Source organism: Micromonospora sp. WMMD975 (assembly GCF_029581215.1).
In the GTDB taxonomy this organism is placed as follows: domain Bacteria; phylum Actinomycetota; class Actinomycetes; order Mycobacteriales; family Micromonosporaceae; genus Micromonospora.
The window spans coordinates 5,453,082-5,470,862 of record NZ_CP120739.1 but is presented as its reverse complement, the minus strand read 5'-3'; the positions used below and the strand labels follow the sequence as shown (position 1 = coordinate 5,470,862).

The window sequence follows — 17,781 nt, the reverse complement described above, 5'->3', positions numbered from 1 at the left end:
CGCCGATGTTCCTGTCCATCGCTCCGGCCCCGTCGACCCGTACGGGTCGGCTCCGGCCGACTCAGGTGATCGCCCGCCGGTTCGGCCCCGACCCGGAGCCGTACCGGGGCGATCCGCTGCTCGAGGAATACCTCTCGGACATGACCGAGCTGTACGGCCGCCGGTTCGACCGGGACCGGCACGCGGCGGCCGGCCGGAACTCGTTCACCGACATGGCGGACCGCCTGGTGCGTGATCTCGACCTGGCGGTGCCGGTGGACCTGATCGCCATCGCGCACTCCACCCCGGACGCCGACCCGCGCCGGGTCACCGCCTGCTATCTGAGCGAGCTGGTGCACGGCGATCCCCTCGCCTTCGCGGTGTCCGACCAGGGACCGGTGGCGGCGTTCACCGCCCTGCGGCTGCTCGGGACCTACTCCGGCGACTTCCCGGGCTGCCGGGCATTGCTGCTGGTCCTGGAGCAGACGACGATGTCGTACGAGGTGGTCCGGGCCCGCTATCCGGTGCCCGGACACGACGCCGGGGTGGCCGTGCTGCTCGAACCGGCCGGCTCGGACGGGGCGACCGTGCACCAGCGTCCGGACGTCGCGCCCACGGCGGTCGGGACGCTGCTCGACGAGCTGGTGCCGGCGGACGCCGTCGTGATCGCCGGTCCCGGCCTGACCGCCGGCCCCGGCCGTCCGGTGGTCCGGGCGCCGGACCTGGGCGCGGCAGGTGTCTGGGCCGAGTTCGCCAGGCACCGGGCGGGCACCGCCGGGCCGATCGCGGTGGCGGACCACGACCCGGTGTCGGGCACTCTCTGCACGGCGGTCTTCGCCGGCTCGGACCCGGAGACCCGGTCGTGATCGCCGACCAGGCCCGGCGCAGCGCCCGGACCGGCGGGCTCACCGCCACGCTCACCACGATGCACGACACGCTTGCGGACGGGGTCCTGCCGTGCGGCCCGACCGGGTGCTGCGTGCTGCCCGAGCCGACGCTGCGCGACGCCGGCCGGGTCTGGACCGGGGACACGGTCGCCGCCCTGGACCCGGCCGCCGTCGAGCGGCTCGGCACGGTCGAGACAGCGGACGGCCGGCTGGCGGCCGTCCGCTACCGGGGCGCCGCCGACCCGGCCGGCGCCCCGGCGCCCTGGCCGGAGTGGATGGCCGCGCTGGCCGGGCTCCGGCTCGGGCTGTCCGAGGCACTGCTCGACCTCACCGTCGCCCACCTCGGCGACCGCCGCGCCGGGGACACCCCGCTGTTGCTGCAACAGATGATCAAGGGCGCGCTGGCGGACGTCGTCACCGAGCAGATCGAGATCAAGGTCCGGCTGACCGGTACGCCGCCACCGGCCGGATCCCTGGCCGCCCTGCACCGGCAGATCACCACCGCCGACCGGATGCTGCTGCGCCTGCTCGGGGCCAGCGGGTTCGTCGCGGACGGCCCGGGCCTGGCGGTGAACGCGTCGGAGTTGCTGGCCGACGCCTGGATCGGTGGAGAGGGGTGGACGGCGTGATCGAACTCGACGACCGGCTCGGCACCGCCCGGGCGCACGCCCGGGACTGGGCGCGCGACCTGCGCTCGACGGCGTTGGAGCTGGACCGTGACCCGGACACCGTGTACCGGTGCCTGGACAACCCGGCGGTACGGCACCTGTCCACCATGCTCATCCCGGCGCCGTGGCTGCCGGACCGGACGCTCATCGGCGGACACCGGTTCGACGGCATGACCGCGATGGAGCGAGTGGTGTTCGCCGAGGAGATCGCCGCCGGTGACGCCGGCATGATGCTCGCGTCCCCCGGCGCCTCGCTGTCCGGGGTGCTCATCGACCTGCTCGCCGACCAGGACCAGAAGGAGTGGTTCTACGGCCGGCTACTGGCCGCGCCGACCTGGACCTTCTTCGCGCTCACCGAACCCGACCACGGCTCGGACGCGGCGGCGATGGGCACGACGCTCGACCCGGACGGCGACGGGGGCCTGCTCCTGCGGGGTGCCAAGCGCTACATCGGCAACGGCGCCCGGGCCCAGGTCGGCGTCGTCTTCGCCCGGGACCGGCCCGGCCCGCTCGGCGCCACCGCGGTGCTCGTCGAGACCGACGCGCCCGGCTTCAAGGCCGAGCCGATCCCGACGATCGGCCTGCGCGGCGCCCAGCTCAGCGCGATCACACTCGACGGCGTGCCGGTCCCGGCCGGTCGGGTGCTCGGGCACCACCTCAGTCCCACCCGGCGCGGGGTGTGGAGCGGCGTGCAGATGTTCAACCGGCTCCGACCGGGCGTGGCGGCGATCGCCCTGGGCATCGCCCGGTCCGCGCACGACTACGTCATCGAGCAGCGTGGTTCGCTGTCCAAGGCCGATCGGCTGCGTTGGGAACGCACCGGCCGGCGGATCGACGGCGTACGACAGCTCATCTGGCAGGCGGCCTCGATCGTGGACGCCCAGCCGGCGAACGGCCACCTGGCGTCGGCGGCGAAGGCCCGGGCGGCCCGACTCGCCGAGGAGGTGACGCTTGAGGCGCTCGACTACTTCGGCCCGGGCGCGCGGCTGACCCAGCCGATGCTGGACAAGCTGATCCGCGACGCCCGGGGGGTGGAATTCATGGAAGGCACCGGCAACATCCAGCGACTCAACACCTTCCAGGGCCTCATACAGGGCAAACTCGGCCGTGACTGACCCGGGCGGCGTCGACGTCTGGACCGTACACCTGGACCGGGACGTCGACGCCGCCCACTGGCTCAGCGCGGCCGAGCTGCGGCGGGCAGCCGCCGTCGGTGACCCGGACGGACGCCGCCGCTTCGTGGTGGCGCACGCCGCGTTGAACGCGATCCTCGCCGACCGGCTGGACCTGCGCCCCACCGCGCTGCCGCTGCGCCGCAACCCGCGCGGGCGGCCGTACCTGCCGGGCCGGTCGCTGCACTTCAGCCTGGCGCACGCCGGGGATCGGGCGTTGATCGCGGTCGCCGGCCGGGAGGTCGGTGTGGACCTCGACCATCCCCGGCCGGGGCTGGATCCGCGGCGGATGGCCGCACGTTTCTTCACCCCCGCGGAGGCCGCCCGGGTGGCGGCGGCGGGCACCGCGGCCTACGCGGCGTACCTGCGGCTGTGGACCCGCAAGGAGGCGTGCGTCAAGGCCGCCGGCGCGCGCCTGGCGCTCGGGCTGCGGCTGCCGGTCCCCGGCGCGGCGGGCGGGGCGGTGGTCCGCGACCCGTCCAACCGGCTGCCCGGCGCCTACTTCCTCCGGGACCTGCCCGACCACGGACTCTTCCGCGCTGCCGTGGCGCTGGCCGGCACGGATCCGGCACGCTGCCACCGCCGCGAGTTCCGCCGCGATCTCCGACGGAAGCCGTGACGGACGACGACGGGGGAGCCGGACGTCCGGCTCCCCCGTCATCGTCCGACGGTCAGCGTTCGACCTCGCCGCGGATGAAGCGCTCCACGGCGTCCCGGGCGGCGGCGTCGTCGTACTGCTCGGGCGGCGACTTCATGAAGTACGAGGAGGCGGAGAGGATCGGCCCGCCGACCCCCCGGTCCAGGGCGATCTTGGCCGCCCGGACCGCGTCGATGATCACGCCGGCGGAGTTGGGGGAGTCCCAGACCTCGAGCTTGTACTCCAGTTGCAGGGGCACGTCGCCGAACGCCCGCCCCTCCAGGCGCACCAGCGCGTACTTGCGGTCCTCCAGGAACGGCACGTAGTCGCTGGGGCCGATGTGCACGTCGCCGGCGGCCATCTCGCGGGGCACCTGCGAGGTGACGGCCCGGGTCTTGGACAGCTTCTTCGACGCCAGGCGCTTACGCTCCAGCATGTTCATGAAGTCCATGTTGCCGCCGAAGTTGAGCTGGTACGTGCGCTCCAGCCGGACCCCGCGATCCTCGAAGAGCTTCGCCAGCACCCGGTGGGTGATGGTGGCGCCCACCTGCGACTTGATGTCGTCGCCGATGATCGGCACGCCGGCGTCGGTGAACCGGGCCGCCCACGCCGGGTCCGAGGCGATGAACACCGGCAGCGCGTTGACGAACCCCACCCCCGCCTCCAGCGCACACTGCGCGTAGAACCGGTCGGCGTCCTCCGATCCCACCGGCAGGTATGACACGAGGACGTCGGCCCCGGACTCGCGCAGGGTGCGCACCACGTCGACGGCCTGCTCGTCGGACTCCTCGATCATCTCCCGGTAGTAGTCACCGAGACCGTCGAACGTCGGGCCGCGCCGCACGACGACCCCGGACGGCGGGACGTCGCAGATCTTGATGGTGTTGTTGCCGCTCGCGACGATGGCCTCGGAGAGGTCCCGGCCCACCTTCTTGGCGTCCACGTCGAAGGCCGCGACGAACTCGATGTCGCCGACGTGATAGCCGCCGAAGGCGACGTGCATGAGGCCGGGAACGGTGTCGGTGACCCTCGCGTCCCGGTAGTACTCAACGCCTTGCACCAGCGACGCGGCACAGTTGCCGACCCCGGCGATGGCGACGCGGACTGCGCCCACGTGGTGCCTCCTTCTCTCTTCGACTGAACTCCATTCAACCGATCCGCTCGTTCCGGTCTCCACCTCGATGTCCTGAACAGGACATCGACGAGGGCCCACCTCGCGTGGGTCCCGGCCGGACGGTTCCGGGGCCGCATACTGGGGACCGCCGTGCGTTGAGGAGCCGATCGTGCCGTTGTCCATGTCCCTTCCGGCCACCGTCCGATCGCGGGCCTGGCCCACGCGGCTGCCCCGCAACGCCACGCTCTGGCTGGACGGGTTGATCGCATTGGCGGTGTTCGTCGGCACCGCCCTGCCGGTGACGTTCTCGCAGGACGGGAAGGTCTGGCACATCCTGGTGGCCGCCGGAGCCTCGCTGCCGCTGATCTGGCGTCGGCGGGCTCCGCTGCTCACCACGGTGACCGTGGGCCTGGCGATCAGCGTCCTCGGGCTGTCGCACCAACTGCCGCCGCTGCCCTTCGGGCCGCTCGTCGCGACGTACACGTTCGCCTTGCTGAGCCCGTCGCCCTGGCGGCAGATCGCGATCGGGGTGCAGGCCGTCGGCGTGGTGGTCTCGCTCGTGGTGCCCGGCGAGAGCGCCGCCACCTTCGGATACGTGGGGATGGCGTACGTGGCGGCGTACAGCATGGGGATCGCCTCCCGGGGTCGCGGCGACCGGATCGCGGTGCTCGAGGAACGGGCGGCCCGCCAGGAGGAGGAACGAGCCACCGCCGCCGCCCGCGACCGCAACCGGATCGCCCGCGAGGTGCACGACATCGTCGCGCACACGGTCGCGATCATGGTGGTCCAGGCGGAGGCCGGGCCGGTGGTGGCCCGCACCGACCCGGCCCGGGTGGAGAAGACCTTCGAGGTGATCGCCGAGAGCGGCCGGTCCGCGATCGCCCAGCTCCGGCGGTCGTTGGCCGCGCTGCGTTCGGCGGAGGGCGAGGAGCCGCCGGCCCCGGTGCGCGGGGTGGGCGACGTGCCGCAGCTGCTCGGCGAGGTGCGTCAGGGCGGCCTGGAGGCGGCGCTGCGCTGGCGCGGGCAGCAGCGGCCACTGCCCGCCGACGTGGACGCCACGATCTTCCGGGTGGTGCAGGAGGCGCTGACCAACACCATCCGGCACGCGCGGGCGTCGATGGTGGACGTGCTGATCGAGTTCGGTCCGCGCGACATCCGGGTCACGGTCACCGACGACGGTGTCGGCGCGGTGGACGTCGGTGGCGGATACGGAATGATGGGCATGCGGGAGCGGGTCACCGCCTGTGGCGGTGAGCTGTCCGTCGGAGCGGGTCCCGACGGCGGCGGCTTCACGGTGAGCGCCGTCCTGCCCGCCGAGTGAGTTGCTACGTATCGAGGAGTGGCGCCCCATGGTGCGCATCGTGGTCGTCGACGACCAGGACCTGGTTCGGGGCGGCTTCGCCATGATCCTGGACGCGGAGCCGGATCTGACCGTGGTGGGCGAGGCGGCGGACGGCCTGGAGGCCCTGCGGGTGGTGGCCGAGAAGAAGCCGGACGTGGTGGTCATGGACATCCGGATGGAGGGCCCGATCGACGGCATCGAGGCCACCCGCCGGATCTGCGCCACCACGGACGCCCGGGTGCTCATCCTCACCACGTTCGACGTCGACGAACACGTGCACGACGCGCTGCGGGCCGGCGCGAACGGCTTCCTCCTCAAGACCATGCGCCGGGCGGAGCTGATCGAGGCGGTCCGGGTGATCGCCAAGGGGGAGGCGCTGCTCGCCCCGACGGTGACCCGGCGGGTGATCGCCGACCTGCTGCGTCGGCCCCGGGGCGCGATCCGCCCGCCGGCCCGGTTGGACGAGTTGACCGGCCGGGAGCGGGAGACTTTGTCCCTGGTCGCCCGTGGGCTCTCCAACGCCGAGATCGCCGCCCGGCTGACGGTGAGCGACCACACCGTCAAGACCCATGTCAGCAACGTGCTGGCCAAGCTGGGCCTGCGGGACCGGGTGCAGGCGGTGGTCTTCTCCTACGAGGCCGGCCTGATCAGTCCCGGTGAGGATCTGGACTGAACGCTCTCCCTCGCACGGGTGAGTCCAGATTTCGCTCTCGGCGGCGATCTGCTGGGGCGCTCGCTTCTTCAGGATGAGATCACATCGATTTTTATGTCCTGAGGAGCTGTGTGATGATCCGTGTCGTTACGCGTTTCGCTCGCCGGCGCCCCGCCGTCGTGCTCGTCATCTGGCTGGTGATCGCCGCGGCCGGGTTCACGGTCGGCAACGGCGTCTTCGCCCGGATGACGACCACGGTGGGTGCCATCGCCGGCAGTGAGTCGCAGCAGGGCGCCAAGGCGCTCGGTGACGCCAAGCTCGCGCCACCCGTGATCAACGCGGTCATCTCCGGCGGCTCGGCCACCGACCCCGCCTTCCGCACCAAGGTCTCCACGGCGCTCACCGAGCTGCGCGCCACCGACGGCGTGCTCGCGGTGAACGACCCGTTCGCCCCCGGGGCCCCGGTCGCCACCGACGGCGCGGCGGTCGTGGTGAACGTGGAACTGGCACACCAGGGCGACCTGCTGGCCGACAAGGTGCGCAACCAGTTGACCGGGATCGACGGGACGACCGCGGTGGTCGCCGGTGGGCCGCTCACCGACCGCGAGTTCAACGACCAGGCCACCTCGGACACCCGGCGAGCCGAGATCATCTCCGCGCCGTTGCTGCTGCTCCTGCTGCTGTTGGTCTTCATGTCGCTGATCGCCGCCGGGCTGCCGCTGCTGATCGCGCTGGTAGGCGTCGGCGGCACCTTCACCACGCTGCTGGTGATGAGCTTCTTCACCGACGTGTCGATCTACTCGATCCAGGTCACCACGATGCTCGCCATCGGTCTCGGCGTCGACTACGCGCTGCTGATGGTCAGCCGGTTCCGGGAGGAACGGGCGCTCACCGAGGACGCGGCGGAGGCGCTCGTGCGGGCCTCCGAACGCGCCGGCCGTACCATCGTCTTCTCCGGTCTGACCATCGCGGTCAGCCTGGCCAGCCTGGTGGTCTTCGCCGATCCGTTCCTGCGGTCGATCGGCGTGGCCGGCGCCGCCGTGGTGCTTATCGACATGCTCGCCGCGATCACCCTGCTTCCCGCGCTGCTCCAGTTGCTGCGTAACAGGATCAAGCCGGTCCGGGCGCGGAAGGAGCGCGGCCGGTCCTTCGCCGCGGTCGCCCGTGGGGTGCAGAAGATGCCGGTGCTGACCCTGCTGGTGGTGCTCGCCGGCCTGATCGTGGCCGGACTGTCGGTGACCAACCTGAGGCTGGACACCAGCAACCCCAAGTCGCTGCCGGCCGACAGCGCCACCCGCCAGCTCACCGAGGAACTGCGGGAGCACTTCCCGGCGCTCGCCGGTCCGAGCGCGATCACGATCGTCGCCCGGACCTCGGCCGACGACCCCGACCTGGCCGAGTTCCGGCAGCGGGTCGCCGCGGTACCCGGCGTGTCCGGGGTGTATCCGGGGCGCAGCGGCGGCGGGTTGGCCGTCCTGCAGGCGACCCCGAAGAACCCGACGAGCGACCCGGACACCATCCGGGCGGTACGCGACATCCGCGCCCTGAACGCCCCCTTCACGGTGCAGGTCACCGGGGACGCGGCCCGCCTCAGCGACTATCAGCAGGAGCTGCGCGACCGCCTCCCGATCGCCGGCGGCATCGTGCTGCTTGCCACCTTCATCCTGCTGCTGGCCTTCACCCGATCGGTGCTGATCCCGCTGAAGGCCGTGCTCACCAACCTGCTGAGCCTGGTCGCCGCGCTCGGTGTGGTGGTCTGGGTGTTCCAGGAGGGCCACCTGGTCGGCCTGCTCGGCGGTGAGCGGCTCGACGGCATCGACCTGACCGTGCCGGTGGTGGTCGCGGCGATCGCGTTCGGTCTCTCCACCGACTACGAGGTCTTCGTCCTGTCCCGGATCCGCGAGCGCCGGTTCGCCGGCGCGGCCCCGGACCAGGCCGTCCGGGAGGGCCTGCAGCGCAGCGGCGGCATCGTGACCGCGGCTGCCCTGCTCCTCGCGGTCACCTTCGCCGGATTCATGACCGGGGGCTTCGCCCCGATCAAGGAGGTCGGCCTGGGCCTGGTGCTGGCCGTCCTGATCGACGCGGTGATCGTCCGGATGCTGCTGGTTCCGGCGACGATGGCGATTCTCGGACGCGCCGCGTGGTGGGCGCCCCGCTTCCTGGGTGGCCGGCCGCCGGTCCCCTCCGCCCCGGCCGCCGGTGACGCGCAGCCGGAGCTGACGGCCACCGCCCAGGGCTGAAAGACCGGGGCGGGGCAGCCCCTGCTGCCCCGCCCCGGTTGATCGGTTCGTTCAGTGCGGGGCCACCACGCCGCGGTGCAGACCGGCGGCCTCGCCGACCTCGGAGAGGAGGAGATCCGTGTCGAGCAGCCGCAGCAGCGTCCGATCCACTCCGACCAGGACGGCACGGATGAGGTCCGGGGGCAGCAGAGTGGTGTCCCCGAGCAACGTCCAGCGCAGGTGCCCCGGCGCGTCGAGCACGTCACCGACCTCCATGAAGAACGAGGACCCGGCCGGCCGACGCTCGGTCCACCGGAAGCTCGGCTCGGCCAGGGCCCGCCGCACCTCGTCGGGGTCGAGCGACACGGCGGCGGGCGGTGTCTCCGGCGCGCCGCGCATGTCGTTGAAGAAGCATCGGATCTCCGGCTCGGCGCCGCGTTCCCGGCTCACCTCGGCCAGCGCCGCCCACCCGTCGACCGGGTCGAAGCGGCCGTGCCGGAACGACCGCACGGCCGTGATCCAGCAGTGCCGGACCAGGTCGGAGAAGGCCGGCCCGGTCAGGTCGACGACGGCCGGCATGTGCTGGGTCAGCGTGCCGACCGAGGCCCGCAGCGGCGCGGTGGTGCGGTTGCCGGTGACCAGCAGCAGCCCGCACCTGTCGGTCTCGGCGACCACACCCAGCAGGGCCGCGGTCACCGCGAGCGCGACCGTGGCGGTGCTGGTGCGGTACCGCTCGGCGAGCGCCCCCAGCATCGGCGCCGAGACCGGCGAGTCCAGGACACCGCGCCAGAACCGGGGTTCGGCCGGGTCCACCGGCCGGATCCCGGCGAAGTTGTCGAGCGGCACCGCGTCCAACTGCCGGCGCAGGTGGGCCACGGCGGCGGCGCTGACCTTCCGGCCCCGGGGGGAACGCTCGAAGGCGGCGAGGTCGGCGGGATGAACCAGTTCCGGAGCCGCCGGATCGGGGCGCCCCGCCGCCCGGCAGGCGAGCATCTCCGCCAGCACCCGTGCCGCCAGACGGCTGCTCTGCAGGTCGGCCGCCAGGTGGGAGATGCAGAGCACCAGAGCCCGGGGCACACCCGCGTGCACGTAGACCAGAACGCGCATCGGCAGTTCCCGATCGTGATCGAACGGTGTCGCCTCGAGCTGCTCGTCCAGGTCCCGGGCGGTCGCCGCGAACTGCTCGGCCGGACCGGTGCCGGAGAAGACCCCGACCGGGATGCTGCCGCGGTCGAGCACCTCCTGGACCAGCCGGCCGTCCCGTCGCGGGAACCGCGTGCGCAGTGCCTCGAAGCGACCCGCCAGCGCGCCCACCGCGGCGCACACCATGGCCAGGTCCACGCCCTCGGGGATCAACACCGGCACCGTGACGTTGTAGGCGGTGCCCGGCGGCATCCGGCGGATGTCGCGTTCCACGAGCACCTGCCCCCAGGTCAGGTGCTCGGTGAGCGCCCGGGAGCCGGTGAAGTGCGCCGGCTGCCAGCGCACGTCGGCGGTCAGGCCGGACACGATGCGTAGCCGTCAAGTGTCCGGACCGCCGCGTCCCGGCGGTTCTCCAGGTAGAGCTCGTTCCACCGGCCCAGCGCCACGTCGGACGCGTGCGGGCCGAGGAACCGGGCGGTGACCGAGGCGCGGTAGGCGGCCCAGGTGGTCGCCGGGCTGACCAGCCGGCTGGCAGCCGGCACGGTCCGCGCCGGCCCGACCGGCAGGTCGCTGCCGGCGGACACGGCGTCGGCCCAGCTCTCCTGCGCGTCGAGGGCGGCCAGCACGGCGTCGAACGGCAGGCCCCGCAGCTCGGTGGCCGCCACCGCGCGGCTGCGGAAGCCGGTCGCCGACACCGGGCCGAACCGCTCGATCGCGATCGCCACCGGCAGCATCGCCCGCGGCGCGAACCACTCGCATCCGAGCACGGCCAGCGTGGGCAGGCCGCCGGTGTCGGGGTCGTCCGCCGTGACGATCCGCCACTCCGCGAAGGGCAGCGCGATGCCCGCGGACCGGAAGGTGACCGCGTCGGCGCCGCAGTCCGGGCAGGCCATCACCCGGACCGCCATCGGCGGTGCGGGCGGGCGGATCACCCCCGGCGGCTGATCGGCCGGGATGAGGAAGTGCGCCGCGACCTCGCGGCGCGCCATCCGTTCGACAAGGGTGCCCAGGGCCGGGTCAGGAGTCGTGGCAAGCGTGGTCATGTCGGAAGTCCTCTCCACGGGCGCCGGCCGGAACGCCGGCCGTGACGAAGGTGCCGGGGCTCCGGCCGTGCAGGCCGAGGGCGACCGCCGCCGCGCCGAGGTCGATGAGCGCCGTGCGGCCGGCGGCGCCGAGGGCCGTACCGTCCGCGCCGGTCAGGCCGGAGTCCACCCAGGACGACACGGCCGCACGGATCCGGGCCGGGTGGGCGGGATCGAGTGGGACGGGCAGGTCACGGCGTACCGCCGCGGCCTCCAGACCGAGCAGGTATCCGGCAGCCCAGATCTCCAGGGCGGCCCGCGCCGACGGCTGCGGTCCCGGCCGGTGGTCCAGGTACGCGGCCAGCGCGTTCGTCACCTGCTCGGCGCTGACCCCGATCAGGTCGCACCAGTCCTCCCAGTACCAGCAGAACTCGTTGCCGGCGGGCTCACCCGTGTGCGGGCGGAGCAGTCGGATCAGGCAGCGGGAGTCCTTGACCTGCACGACGTACTCGTCGTGGGACCGGTAGCGGGAACCCAGGGCCAGTGCCGTCTCGATCCGGGGGTCGAGCGCCCAGTGCGTGGCGGACGGCACCGGCGGCGCCCACACGGTGGCGTGGTGCCGCCCGCCGTGCCCGGCGATCAGGGTCGGCAGCCCACGGTTGTCGACCAGGTGAGGCACGGTCGTCAGCAGCGGCACGCCGCGTTCCCGGCAGTATCTGGCGATCATCTGGTCGTCGTCGGTGACCTCGTCCGGGATCGGCCGCAGATAGTCGGCCAGGTCCGCGGCCACGCCGGCCGGCAGCAGGAACGCCAGCGCCGGGGTCCACTCCATCGGGGACAGCGGCGCCCACGGCGATCCGACGACCGCGGCCAGGCGGGACAGGAAGCTGTTCTGCGGGCTGCTCCAGTCGGTGTAGAGGGCGATGCCGTGTGCCGGGCGGTGCGCGATCGCGGCGACCACGCGCGCGGCGAAGTCGTCGCAGACCCGGGCGTCGTCCTGGAGCACCAGGTGGTGCGTGGCGCCCTCGGCGATCGAGGCCCAGGCGACCTTCGCGGTCCGCAACGGGCTGCGTGCGGCGTCGGGTGCCGGGTCCGGCACGATGCGCGCGGACAGCGGGCGGCACGCCTCGACGAGGGTGTCCAGGACGACGTCCCGCGCCGGATGATGCATGATCGTCACGCTGAGGCGTACGTCCTCCGGCCGCCACTCGGGACGGCTCACCGGGCGTCCACCCGGCTGATCCGGCGGACGTGTCGCCACGTCAACAGCGGGACGACGAACATGCCGCAGGCGTTGAGCACCGCGATCGTCCAGTACAGGGCCGACGGATCCTGCTGGGTCCGGGCCAGCGCGCTGCCGACCACCACCATGCCCCCGAAATAGGGCACGTTCAGCAGCAGCGCGATCAGGCCCCCGCCGACCTGTTCGAGCAGGAGCAGCGTCATCACGTTCAAGCCCAGGCCGAAGTAGGTCAGGCCGACGATCGCCAGGAACCGCCCGGTCTCCGCCGACACCGTCGGGTCACCGGCCAGCACCGCGGCCAACGGCTCCCGGCACAACCAGATCGCGGCGGCGAGCACCGCGTACACCGCGGCGGTCAGGCGCAGCCCGGCAGCGAGCGTGGCCGGCCCGTCCCCGGGCCGACCCGCCCCCCGCGACTGATTGAGCACGATCGCGGTCGCCGAACCGAGCGCCGAGGCGGGCACGATGAGCAGATTCTGCAGGGCGCCGGCCGCCGAGTATCCGGACACCACGTCCGGCCCGAACGGGCTGAGCGCCCAGAGCAGGCCCGCGTTCGCGACGGCCATCACCACGAACGACACCGTGACCGGCAGCCCGGTGCCGGTCAGCCGCCCGATCGCCTCCGGACGCCAGGTCAGCGGCCCGCTCGCCGTCCAGAGCCCGCAGCGGTACACCTGCACCAGGCCGACGGCGAGCGCGGCCACGCCGCCGACCGCGATCGCGACCGGAAGCGCGTACACCCCGAGGTCGGTGCCGAAGCCCAGGACCGCGACGCCGCCGACCTCCAGGGTCGCGCCGGTCAGCACCACGGCCGCCGCGGAGCCCGGCCGGCCGTAGCCGCGCAGGCTCGACGAGAGCAGCACCGTCGGGAAGAAGATCAGGTTGGCCAGGCAGGCCCAGCGGGTGAAGGCGACGAAATCCCCCACGGACGCGTCCGGGACGTTCAGCAGCGTCGCCAGCCACGGCGCCGCCACGATCAGCGCGAGGCTGACGGTGCCCCAGACGGCCGCGCCGACGCGGGCCATGCTGGCGGCGACCGGAAGGACGTCCCCCGGCCGGCCCGCGCCGCGGCTCACCGAGGCGGAGACCTGGTTGCTCACGTCGAAACCCACCTGGAGGGCGGCGAAGAGCAGCGCCAGCGGTACGTAGAGGGAGCGCACGTACATCGCCTCGACGCTGATCCGGGCCATCAGCGCGATCACCAGCACCGGCACCAGCACGCCGGCCGTCTCGCCGAGCGCGATCGTGCCGGCGAGGCGGCGGATCCGAGCCGGGCCGTCCCAGACGACCGGGGTCGGTGCTTCCGTGGTGCTCACGACGGCGTCACCGCCGATGCACCGGCAGTCGGACGTACGGGCATGAGACCCACCCCCATTTTGGGCTCGCGGCTCGCGGTGACGCACCGAACATAGGTTCGGACGAATCAGGCCCACAAGCTGCCCAAAGGGCTATGCCCATGGGAGATGCGCGACGGCGGCCCCGAGGCGTGTGACGAGCTGACCGTCTCGGCGATGCGGGACGGGATCCGTCAGGTCGTGCCCGTGCGGAAAGTCCGGGACGAGAAAGTCGCCGCTTCCACAGCGGCGATCGCGGATATTCCGCCGTCTGTCGGTTACGCTGACTCGGCCGGCCGCCAGCACCGGTTGCCCGAGCCGTAGGCATTCGCCCACGGTGTTGCCCGCGTCGGCTGGACGCGGGGTGGTCTCCTTCGCCTCGTCGAGAATTCTTCGCCTTCGCGTCTGAATCACTGCTTTGCAGGAAATGACAGACCAGCGCTCTCGGCGAAGGAGCAGTTCATGACGGCACCAGTGGCCGACCCGAATTCTCCCCCGCGCCGAGTCAGCTTCACCTCCTCCGAGCCGGCCGAGGTGCGGGATTTCGTCAGCCGGACGTACGGCGCGCACCTGGTGATGGACCCGCCGGCACAGGGGACCCCGCTGATCAGCATCGACCGGGTGGAGAGCGACGGGATCAGCCTGAGCGTGGTGCGCTGCGCGGCGGACCTCGCGTTCCCCGCACGTCGATCTCGGCGTCGTCGACGTCGCCCGGGCCGCCGAGGTCAGCGTGCGGGCTCTCCAGCTCGCGTTCCGCCGTCACCTCGACACCACCCCGAGCGCCTACCTGCGCCGGATCCGCGTCGACGTGCCCCGGGAGGAGTTGAGCTGGCAGTACCACGACGAGTACGGGAAGCCACCCGACGAGACCCTGCGGCGGTGACCTCGGGCCAGCCGTCGGCGCTCGGTGCCGGGACCGGTTGGCGTCGATGCCCCGAGAAGCGGGGCGCACCTCGTTGCAACAAACCTGCACGTCCCAGGTCTTGCTTCGCCGGTAAGCGCTTTCTTAGCCTGTGTTTCATCGATGTTTCGGTCCTTGGTCGGCCGAGTGCGCGCACGCGAAACCACACGCGGTGGCGGGCTGTGGAGACAGTCCCGCACCGTGCCTACTCCTGTGAGGAGAAACCGTGCGATCTGTAGTGCGACGCAAGCTTCTAGCCGGCGGCACCACCGTGGCCGCCCTGGCCGTCATTGCCGCGGCGCTGCCGATGTCCCAGGCATCCGGAGCGTTCGGCAAATCGAGTAATGCATTGATCTCTGCAAATGCAACAAACCTCAGCCTCGGTGCCGGCGCCGACGGTTCCAGCAAGGCCGGCGGCACCAGTTACGGCAACGCGATCGACGGCGACATGAACAGTTGGTGGTCGCCGTCCGGCGCGACCGGCCGCATCTCGGTGAAGTGGGGTTCCGCCACCACGGTTTCCTCGATCAACATCCGGGAGGCGGCCGGCGCCGTCGGGGCCATCGGGTCCTGGCGGGTCGTGAACAACGACACCGGCGCCACCCTGACCAGCGGCACCGGCGCGGGCGTCATCACCTTCACCGCGACCGCACTCCGCAAGATCAACTTTGAGATCACCAGCTCGACCGGCACGCCGCGGGTCGCCGAGTTCGAGACGTACGCCTCGGGCGCGACCCCGCCGCCGACCACCCCGCCGCCGACCACCGGACCGACCACCCCGCCGACCACGCCCCCGCCGTCGGGCAACTCGCTGTACGTGGCGCCGACCGGCACCGACGGCGCGGCCGGCACGCAGGCGAACCCGACGACGCTCGCCTCCGCGATCACCCGGATCGCCGCCGGCGGCACCATCTACCTGCGCGGCGGCACCTACCGCTACTCGCAGACCATCACCATCGGCCAGGGCAACAACGGCACGTCGAGCGCGCGTAAGAACATCTTCGCCTACCCGGGCGAGACCCCGATCCTGAACTTCTCGGCCCAGAGCGAGGACCCGGCGAACCGCGGCCTCCAGGTGGGCGGATCGTACTGGCACATCCGCGGCATCGTCGTCGAGCGGGCCGGGGACAACGGCATCCTGCTCGCCGGTAACAACAACATCATCGAGCGTGTGGTCACGCGCCACAACCGGGACTCGGGGCTCCAACTCTCCCGACTGGTCGCCAACGCCCCACGCGACCAGTGGCCCGCCAACAACCTCATCGTCAGCACCGAGTCGCACGACAACGTCGACTCCGACGGTGAGGACGCCGACGGCTTCGCCCCGAAGCTCACCGTCGGCTCCGGCAACGTCTTCCGCTACACCGTGTCCCACAACAACATCGACGACGGCTACGACCTCTACACCAAGAGCGACACCGGCGCCATCGGTGCGGTGACCATCGAGTCCTCCCTCGCCTACGACAACGGCACCCTGAGCAACGGCGGTCAGGCCGGCAACGGCGACCGCAACGGGTTCAAGCTCGGCGGCGAGGACATCGGGGTGAACCACGTCGTCCGGGGCAACATCGCCTACCACAACGGACAGCACGGGTTCACGTACAACCGCAACGTCGGCTCGATGACGGTGTCGAACAACGCCAGCGTCAGCAACGCCGAGCGGAACTTCAACTTCGACGGCGGCTCCTCGGTGTTCCGGAACAACACGTCCTGCAACAGCGGCTCGAACGACCGGATCGTCGGCAACTCCGACAGCTCGAACCAGTTCTGGTCCGGCACCAACGGATCCCGTTGCTCCGCGTACTCCGGTGCCCTGGGTTGGTCCTTCGCCTCCGACGGACGCCTCGTCGTCACCTTCGGCGGCCGGGTGGTCACGCCGTAACCGCCGGGCGACGCCGGCGTCACCGCAGTGGTGACGCCGGCGTCCCGTGGCGTCAGGCCGCGGCTTCGCCGAACCAGCGGGTGAGGTGCGCGTCCAACTCCTGCTGATCGTCGCCGATCCACGCGACGTGGCCGTCGGGGCGGAGCAGGACGGCCGGAACGTCAAGCGCCGCGGTGGGATCCGGGAGGAGGTCGACCCGGTCCGACCAGCCGCCGACGGTGAGGCGTTCGGTGCGGTCCAGCAGCAGGCCACGACCACGGTGCATCAGGTCGTAGAGGCGGCCCGGTTGCACGTCGATGTCCCGCAGCCGGCGACCCAGCAGGTCGGGGCCTTCGCCGACGTCGTATCGGACGGTGATACCGACGATCTTCTCGATCAGCAGGCGGTTCACCTCGTCGATGTCCATCAGTTCGGTGAGCAGTCGGCGTAGGGCCTGCGGGCCGGGTTCGATGGACGACAGCTCCGTCTGGGCGCGGATGGTGTCCAGCACGGCGGCGGCGACCGGATGGCGCTCGGCATGGTAGGTGTCCAGCAGCGTCGCCGGCGCCCAGCCGCGGACCTGTGCGGCAAGCTTCCAGCCGAGGTTCACCGCGTCCTGCACGCCCAGGTTGAGGCCCTGGCCACCGATGGGTGGGTGGATGTGTGCCGCGTCGCCGGCCAGCAGCACCCGCCCGACCCGATACCGTTCGGCCAGCCGGCTGGCATCGCCGAAGCGGGACAGCCAGCGCGGGGAGTGCACGCCGAAATCGGTCCCGACGATGGCGCGCAGTTGCGTGCTGAAGTCCTCCAGCACGGGCGGCTGAGCGCGATCACTGACGCCCGCGGCCGGGACCACGACGCTGTAGACCCCGTCGCCCACCGGCCTGAGCCAGAACGACCGATGGGTCCGGCCCAGGTCCGCCATCCTGGCGGCGATCTCCTCGGGCGGTACGCCCACCCGCATCTCGCCCATCAGCGTCTCGGTCCGCGCGGGCTCGCCGGGGAAGCCGACGCCGAGCCGTTTGCGCACCGTGCTGCGGCTGCCGTCGCAGCCGACGAGATAGCGCGTACGCAGTCGCTCCCCGCCGGCCAACTCGACGGTCACGCCGTCGTCGTCCTGCTCGAAACCGGTCACCGCACCACCGCGTCGGACCCGCGCGCCCAGGTCGATCGCGTGTTCTTCGAGCAGGCGGACGATGACCGGCTGCGGGATGCCCAGCAGGTAGGCGTGCGCGGAGTCCAGGCCGCGGGGCGCTGGTTTGTCGATGGCGGCGAAGAAGCCACCGGCCGGACGCTGTCTCGCGTGCGGGCGGATACGGGCCAGCAGCCCACGCATCGCCATCAGTTCGATGCTGCGCACGTGCAGGCCGACGATGCGGGCGAACGACACCGGCTCGGTTTCCGTCTCCAGGACGAGGACCCGCACATCGTGCAGCCGGAGTTCGGCGGCCAGCATCGCGCCGGTCGGTCCGCATCCGGCGATGACCACGTCGAACGCGGGGGACTTCAGAGGGTGCATGGTGTTGCCTTTCGGGAGAGCCCGCTGGGCGAGGCGCTCCCGGCGACACCTACTTCAGTCGCCCGACCGTGACGACATGGGGGAGCAC

14 protein-coding genes and 1 pseudogene are annotated in these 17,781 nt (G+C 72.2%); 9 read left to right on the top strand and 6 right to left on the bottom strand.

Annotated elements, in window-relative coordinates; all coding sequences use genetic code 11:
* Positions 1–5: 5 nt before the first annotated feature.
* From O7613_RS24325 to O7613_RS24310, 4 genes are read left to right on the top strand one after another with little or no spacing between them, the layout of a single operon-like run.
* Entirely contained in the window at positions 6–845 is an 840-nt protein-coding gene (locus O7613_RS24325) for a hypothetical protein (RefSeq protein ID WP_282290169.1), read from the top strand.
* Entirely contained in the window at positions 842–1,495 is a 654-nt protein-coding gene (locus O7613_RS24320; RefSeq protein ID WP_282290168.1) for a hypothetical protein, read from the top strand. The genes O7613_RS24325 and O7613_RS24320 overlap by 4 nt, the downstream gene beginning before the upstream one ends.
* Positions 1,492–2,649 carry an acyl-CoA dehydrogenase family protein gene (locus tag O7613_RS24315; protein ID WP_281586070.1) on the top strand — a complete coding sequence of 386 codons (1,158 nt, stop codon included), beginning with the start codon at positions 1,492–1,494 and terminating at the stop codon, positions 2,647–2,649. The genes O7613_RS24320 and O7613_RS24315 overlap by 4 nt, the downstream gene beginning before the upstream one ends.
* Positions 2,642–3,325, top strand: coding sequence for a 4'-phosphopantetheinyl transferase superfamily protein (locus tag O7613_RS24310; RefSeq protein WP_281586072.1), 684 nt, complete (start codon positions 2,642–2,644; stop codon positions 3,323–3,325). Before O7613_RS24315 ends, O7613_RS24310 begins: the two co-directional genes overlap by 8 nt.
* A 52-nt stretch (positions 3,326–3,377) precedes the next feature.
* On the opposite strand, the gene O7613_RS24305 is transcribed toward O7613_RS24310, so the two are convergent.
* Positions 3,378–4,457, bottom strand: a complete 1,080-nt coding sequence (locus O7613_RS24305) for an inositol-3-phosphate synthase (RefSeq protein ID WP_281586074.1) — start codon at positions 4,455–4,457, stop codon at positions 3,378–3,380.
* Between the two features lie 169 nt (positions 4,458–4,626).
* On the opposite strand from O7613_RS24305, the gene O7613_RS24300 reads away from it, so the two are divergent.
* The 3 genes from O7613_RS24300 (at position 4,627) to O7613_RS24290 (ending at position 8,691) form a co-directional block, all read left to right on the top strand.
* Positions 4,627–5,778, top strand: coding sequence for a histidine kinase (locus tag O7613_RS24300; RefSeq protein WP_281586076.1), 1,152 nt, complete (start codon positions 4,627–4,629; stop codon positions 5,776–5,778).
* 28 nt (positions 5,779–5,806) lie between these two features.
* On the top strand, positions 5,807–6,472 hold the full coding sequence (locus tag O7613_RS24295; RefSeq protein ID WP_282290166.1) for a response regulator transcription factor: 666 nt from the start codon (positions 5,807–5,809) through the stop codon (positions 6,470–6,472).
* A 113-nt stretch (positions 6,473–6,585) separates the two neighbouring features.
* Positions 6,586–8,691: an MMPL family transporter gene (locus tag O7613_RS24290; protein ID WP_282290165.1), complete on the top strand. Its 2,106-nt coding sequence runs from the start codon at positions 6,586–6,588 to the stop codon at positions 8,689–8,691.
* A gap of 51 nt (positions 8,692–8,742) precedes the next feature.
* Here the strand turns inward: O7613_RS24290 and O7613_RS24285 are convergent, their stop codons facing one another.
* From O7613_RS24285 to O7613_RS24270, 4 genes are read right to left on the bottom strand one after another with little or no spacing between them, the layout of a single operon-like run.
* Complete coding sequence (locus O7613_RS24285) at positions 8,743–10,179, bottom strand: condensation domain-containing protein (protein ID WP_282290163.1); 1,437 nt, start codon at positions 10,177–10,179, stop codon at positions 8,743–8,745.
* Positions 10,167–10,856 (bottom strand): hypothetical protein, encoded by a 690-nt coding sequence (locus tag O7613_RS24280; RefSeq protein WP_282290161.1) that lies wholly within the window; start codon positions 10,854–10,856, stop codon positions 10,167–10,169. The genes O7613_RS24285 and O7613_RS24280 overlap by 13 nt, the downstream gene beginning before the upstream one ends.
* Positions 10,831–12,057, bottom strand: a complete 1,227-nt coding sequence (locus O7613_RS24275) for a hypothetical protein (protein ID WP_281586085.1) — start codon at positions 12,055–12,057, stop codon at positions 10,831–10,833. Before O7613_RS24275 ends, O7613_RS24280 begins: the two co-directional genes overlap by 26 nt.
* Positions 12,054–13,394 (bottom strand): MATE family efflux transporter, encoded by a 1,341-nt coding sequence (locus O7613_RS24270; RefSeq protein ID WP_282290160.1) that lies wholly within the window; start codon positions 13,392–13,394, stop codon positions 12,054–12,056. The genes O7613_RS24275 and O7613_RS24270 overlap by 4 nt, the downstream gene beginning before the upstream one ends.
* A 748-nt stretch (positions 13,395–14,142) precedes the next feature.
* On the opposite strand from O7613_RS24270, the gene O7613_RS24265 reads away from it, so the two are divergent.
* Both O7613_RS24265 and O7613_RS24260 read left to right on the top strand, forming a co-directional pair.
* Positions 14,143–14,295 carry a hypothetical protein gene (locus tag O7613_RS24265; RefSeq protein ID WP_282290159.1) on the top strand — a complete coding sequence of 51 codons (153 nt, stop codon included), beginning with the start codon at positions 14,143–14,145 and terminating at the stop codon, positions 14,293–14,295.
* Between the two features lie 385 nt (positions 14,296–14,680).
* Positions 14,681–16,195 (top strand): annotated as a pseudogene (locus O7613_RS24260) (cellulose-binding protein); the annotation flags it as partial.
* 52 nt (positions 16,196–16,247) lie between these two features.
* Here O7613_RS24260 and O7613_RS24255 read toward each other — a convergent pair.
* Positions 16,248–17,693 carry an FAD-dependent monooxygenase gene (locus O7613_RS24255; RefSeq protein WP_282290158.1) on the bottom strand — a complete coding sequence of 482 codons (1,446 nt, stop codon included), beginning with the start codon at positions 17,691–17,693 and terminating at the stop codon, positions 16,248–16,250.
* Positions 17,694–17,781: the final 88 nt, after the last annotated feature.

What these genes read in the sequence shown, in the direction of transcription:
- O7613_RS24290 (WP_282290165.1), top strand. Translation starts at nt 6,586, where the DNA reads ATGATCCGTGTCGTTACGCGTTTCGCTCGCCGGCGCCCCGCCGTCGTG.
- O7613_RS24280 (WP_282290161.1), bottom strand. Translation starts at nt 10,856, where the DNA reads ATGACCACGCTTGCCACGACTCCTGACCCGGCCCTGGGCACCCTTGTC.
- O7613_RS24255 (WP_282290158.1), bottom strand. Translation starts at nt 17,693, where the DNA reads ATGCACCCTCTGAAGTCCCCCGCGTTCGACGTGGTCATCGCCGGATGC.
- O7613_RS24325 (WP_282290169.1), top strand. Translation starts at nt 6, where the DNA reads ATGTTCCTGTCCATCGCTCCGGCCCCGTCGACCCGTACGGGTCGGCTC.
- O7613_RS24295 (WP_282290166.1), top strand. Translation starts at nt 5,807, where the DNA reads ATGGTGCGCATCGTGGTCGTCGACGACCAGGACCTGGTTCGGGGCGGC.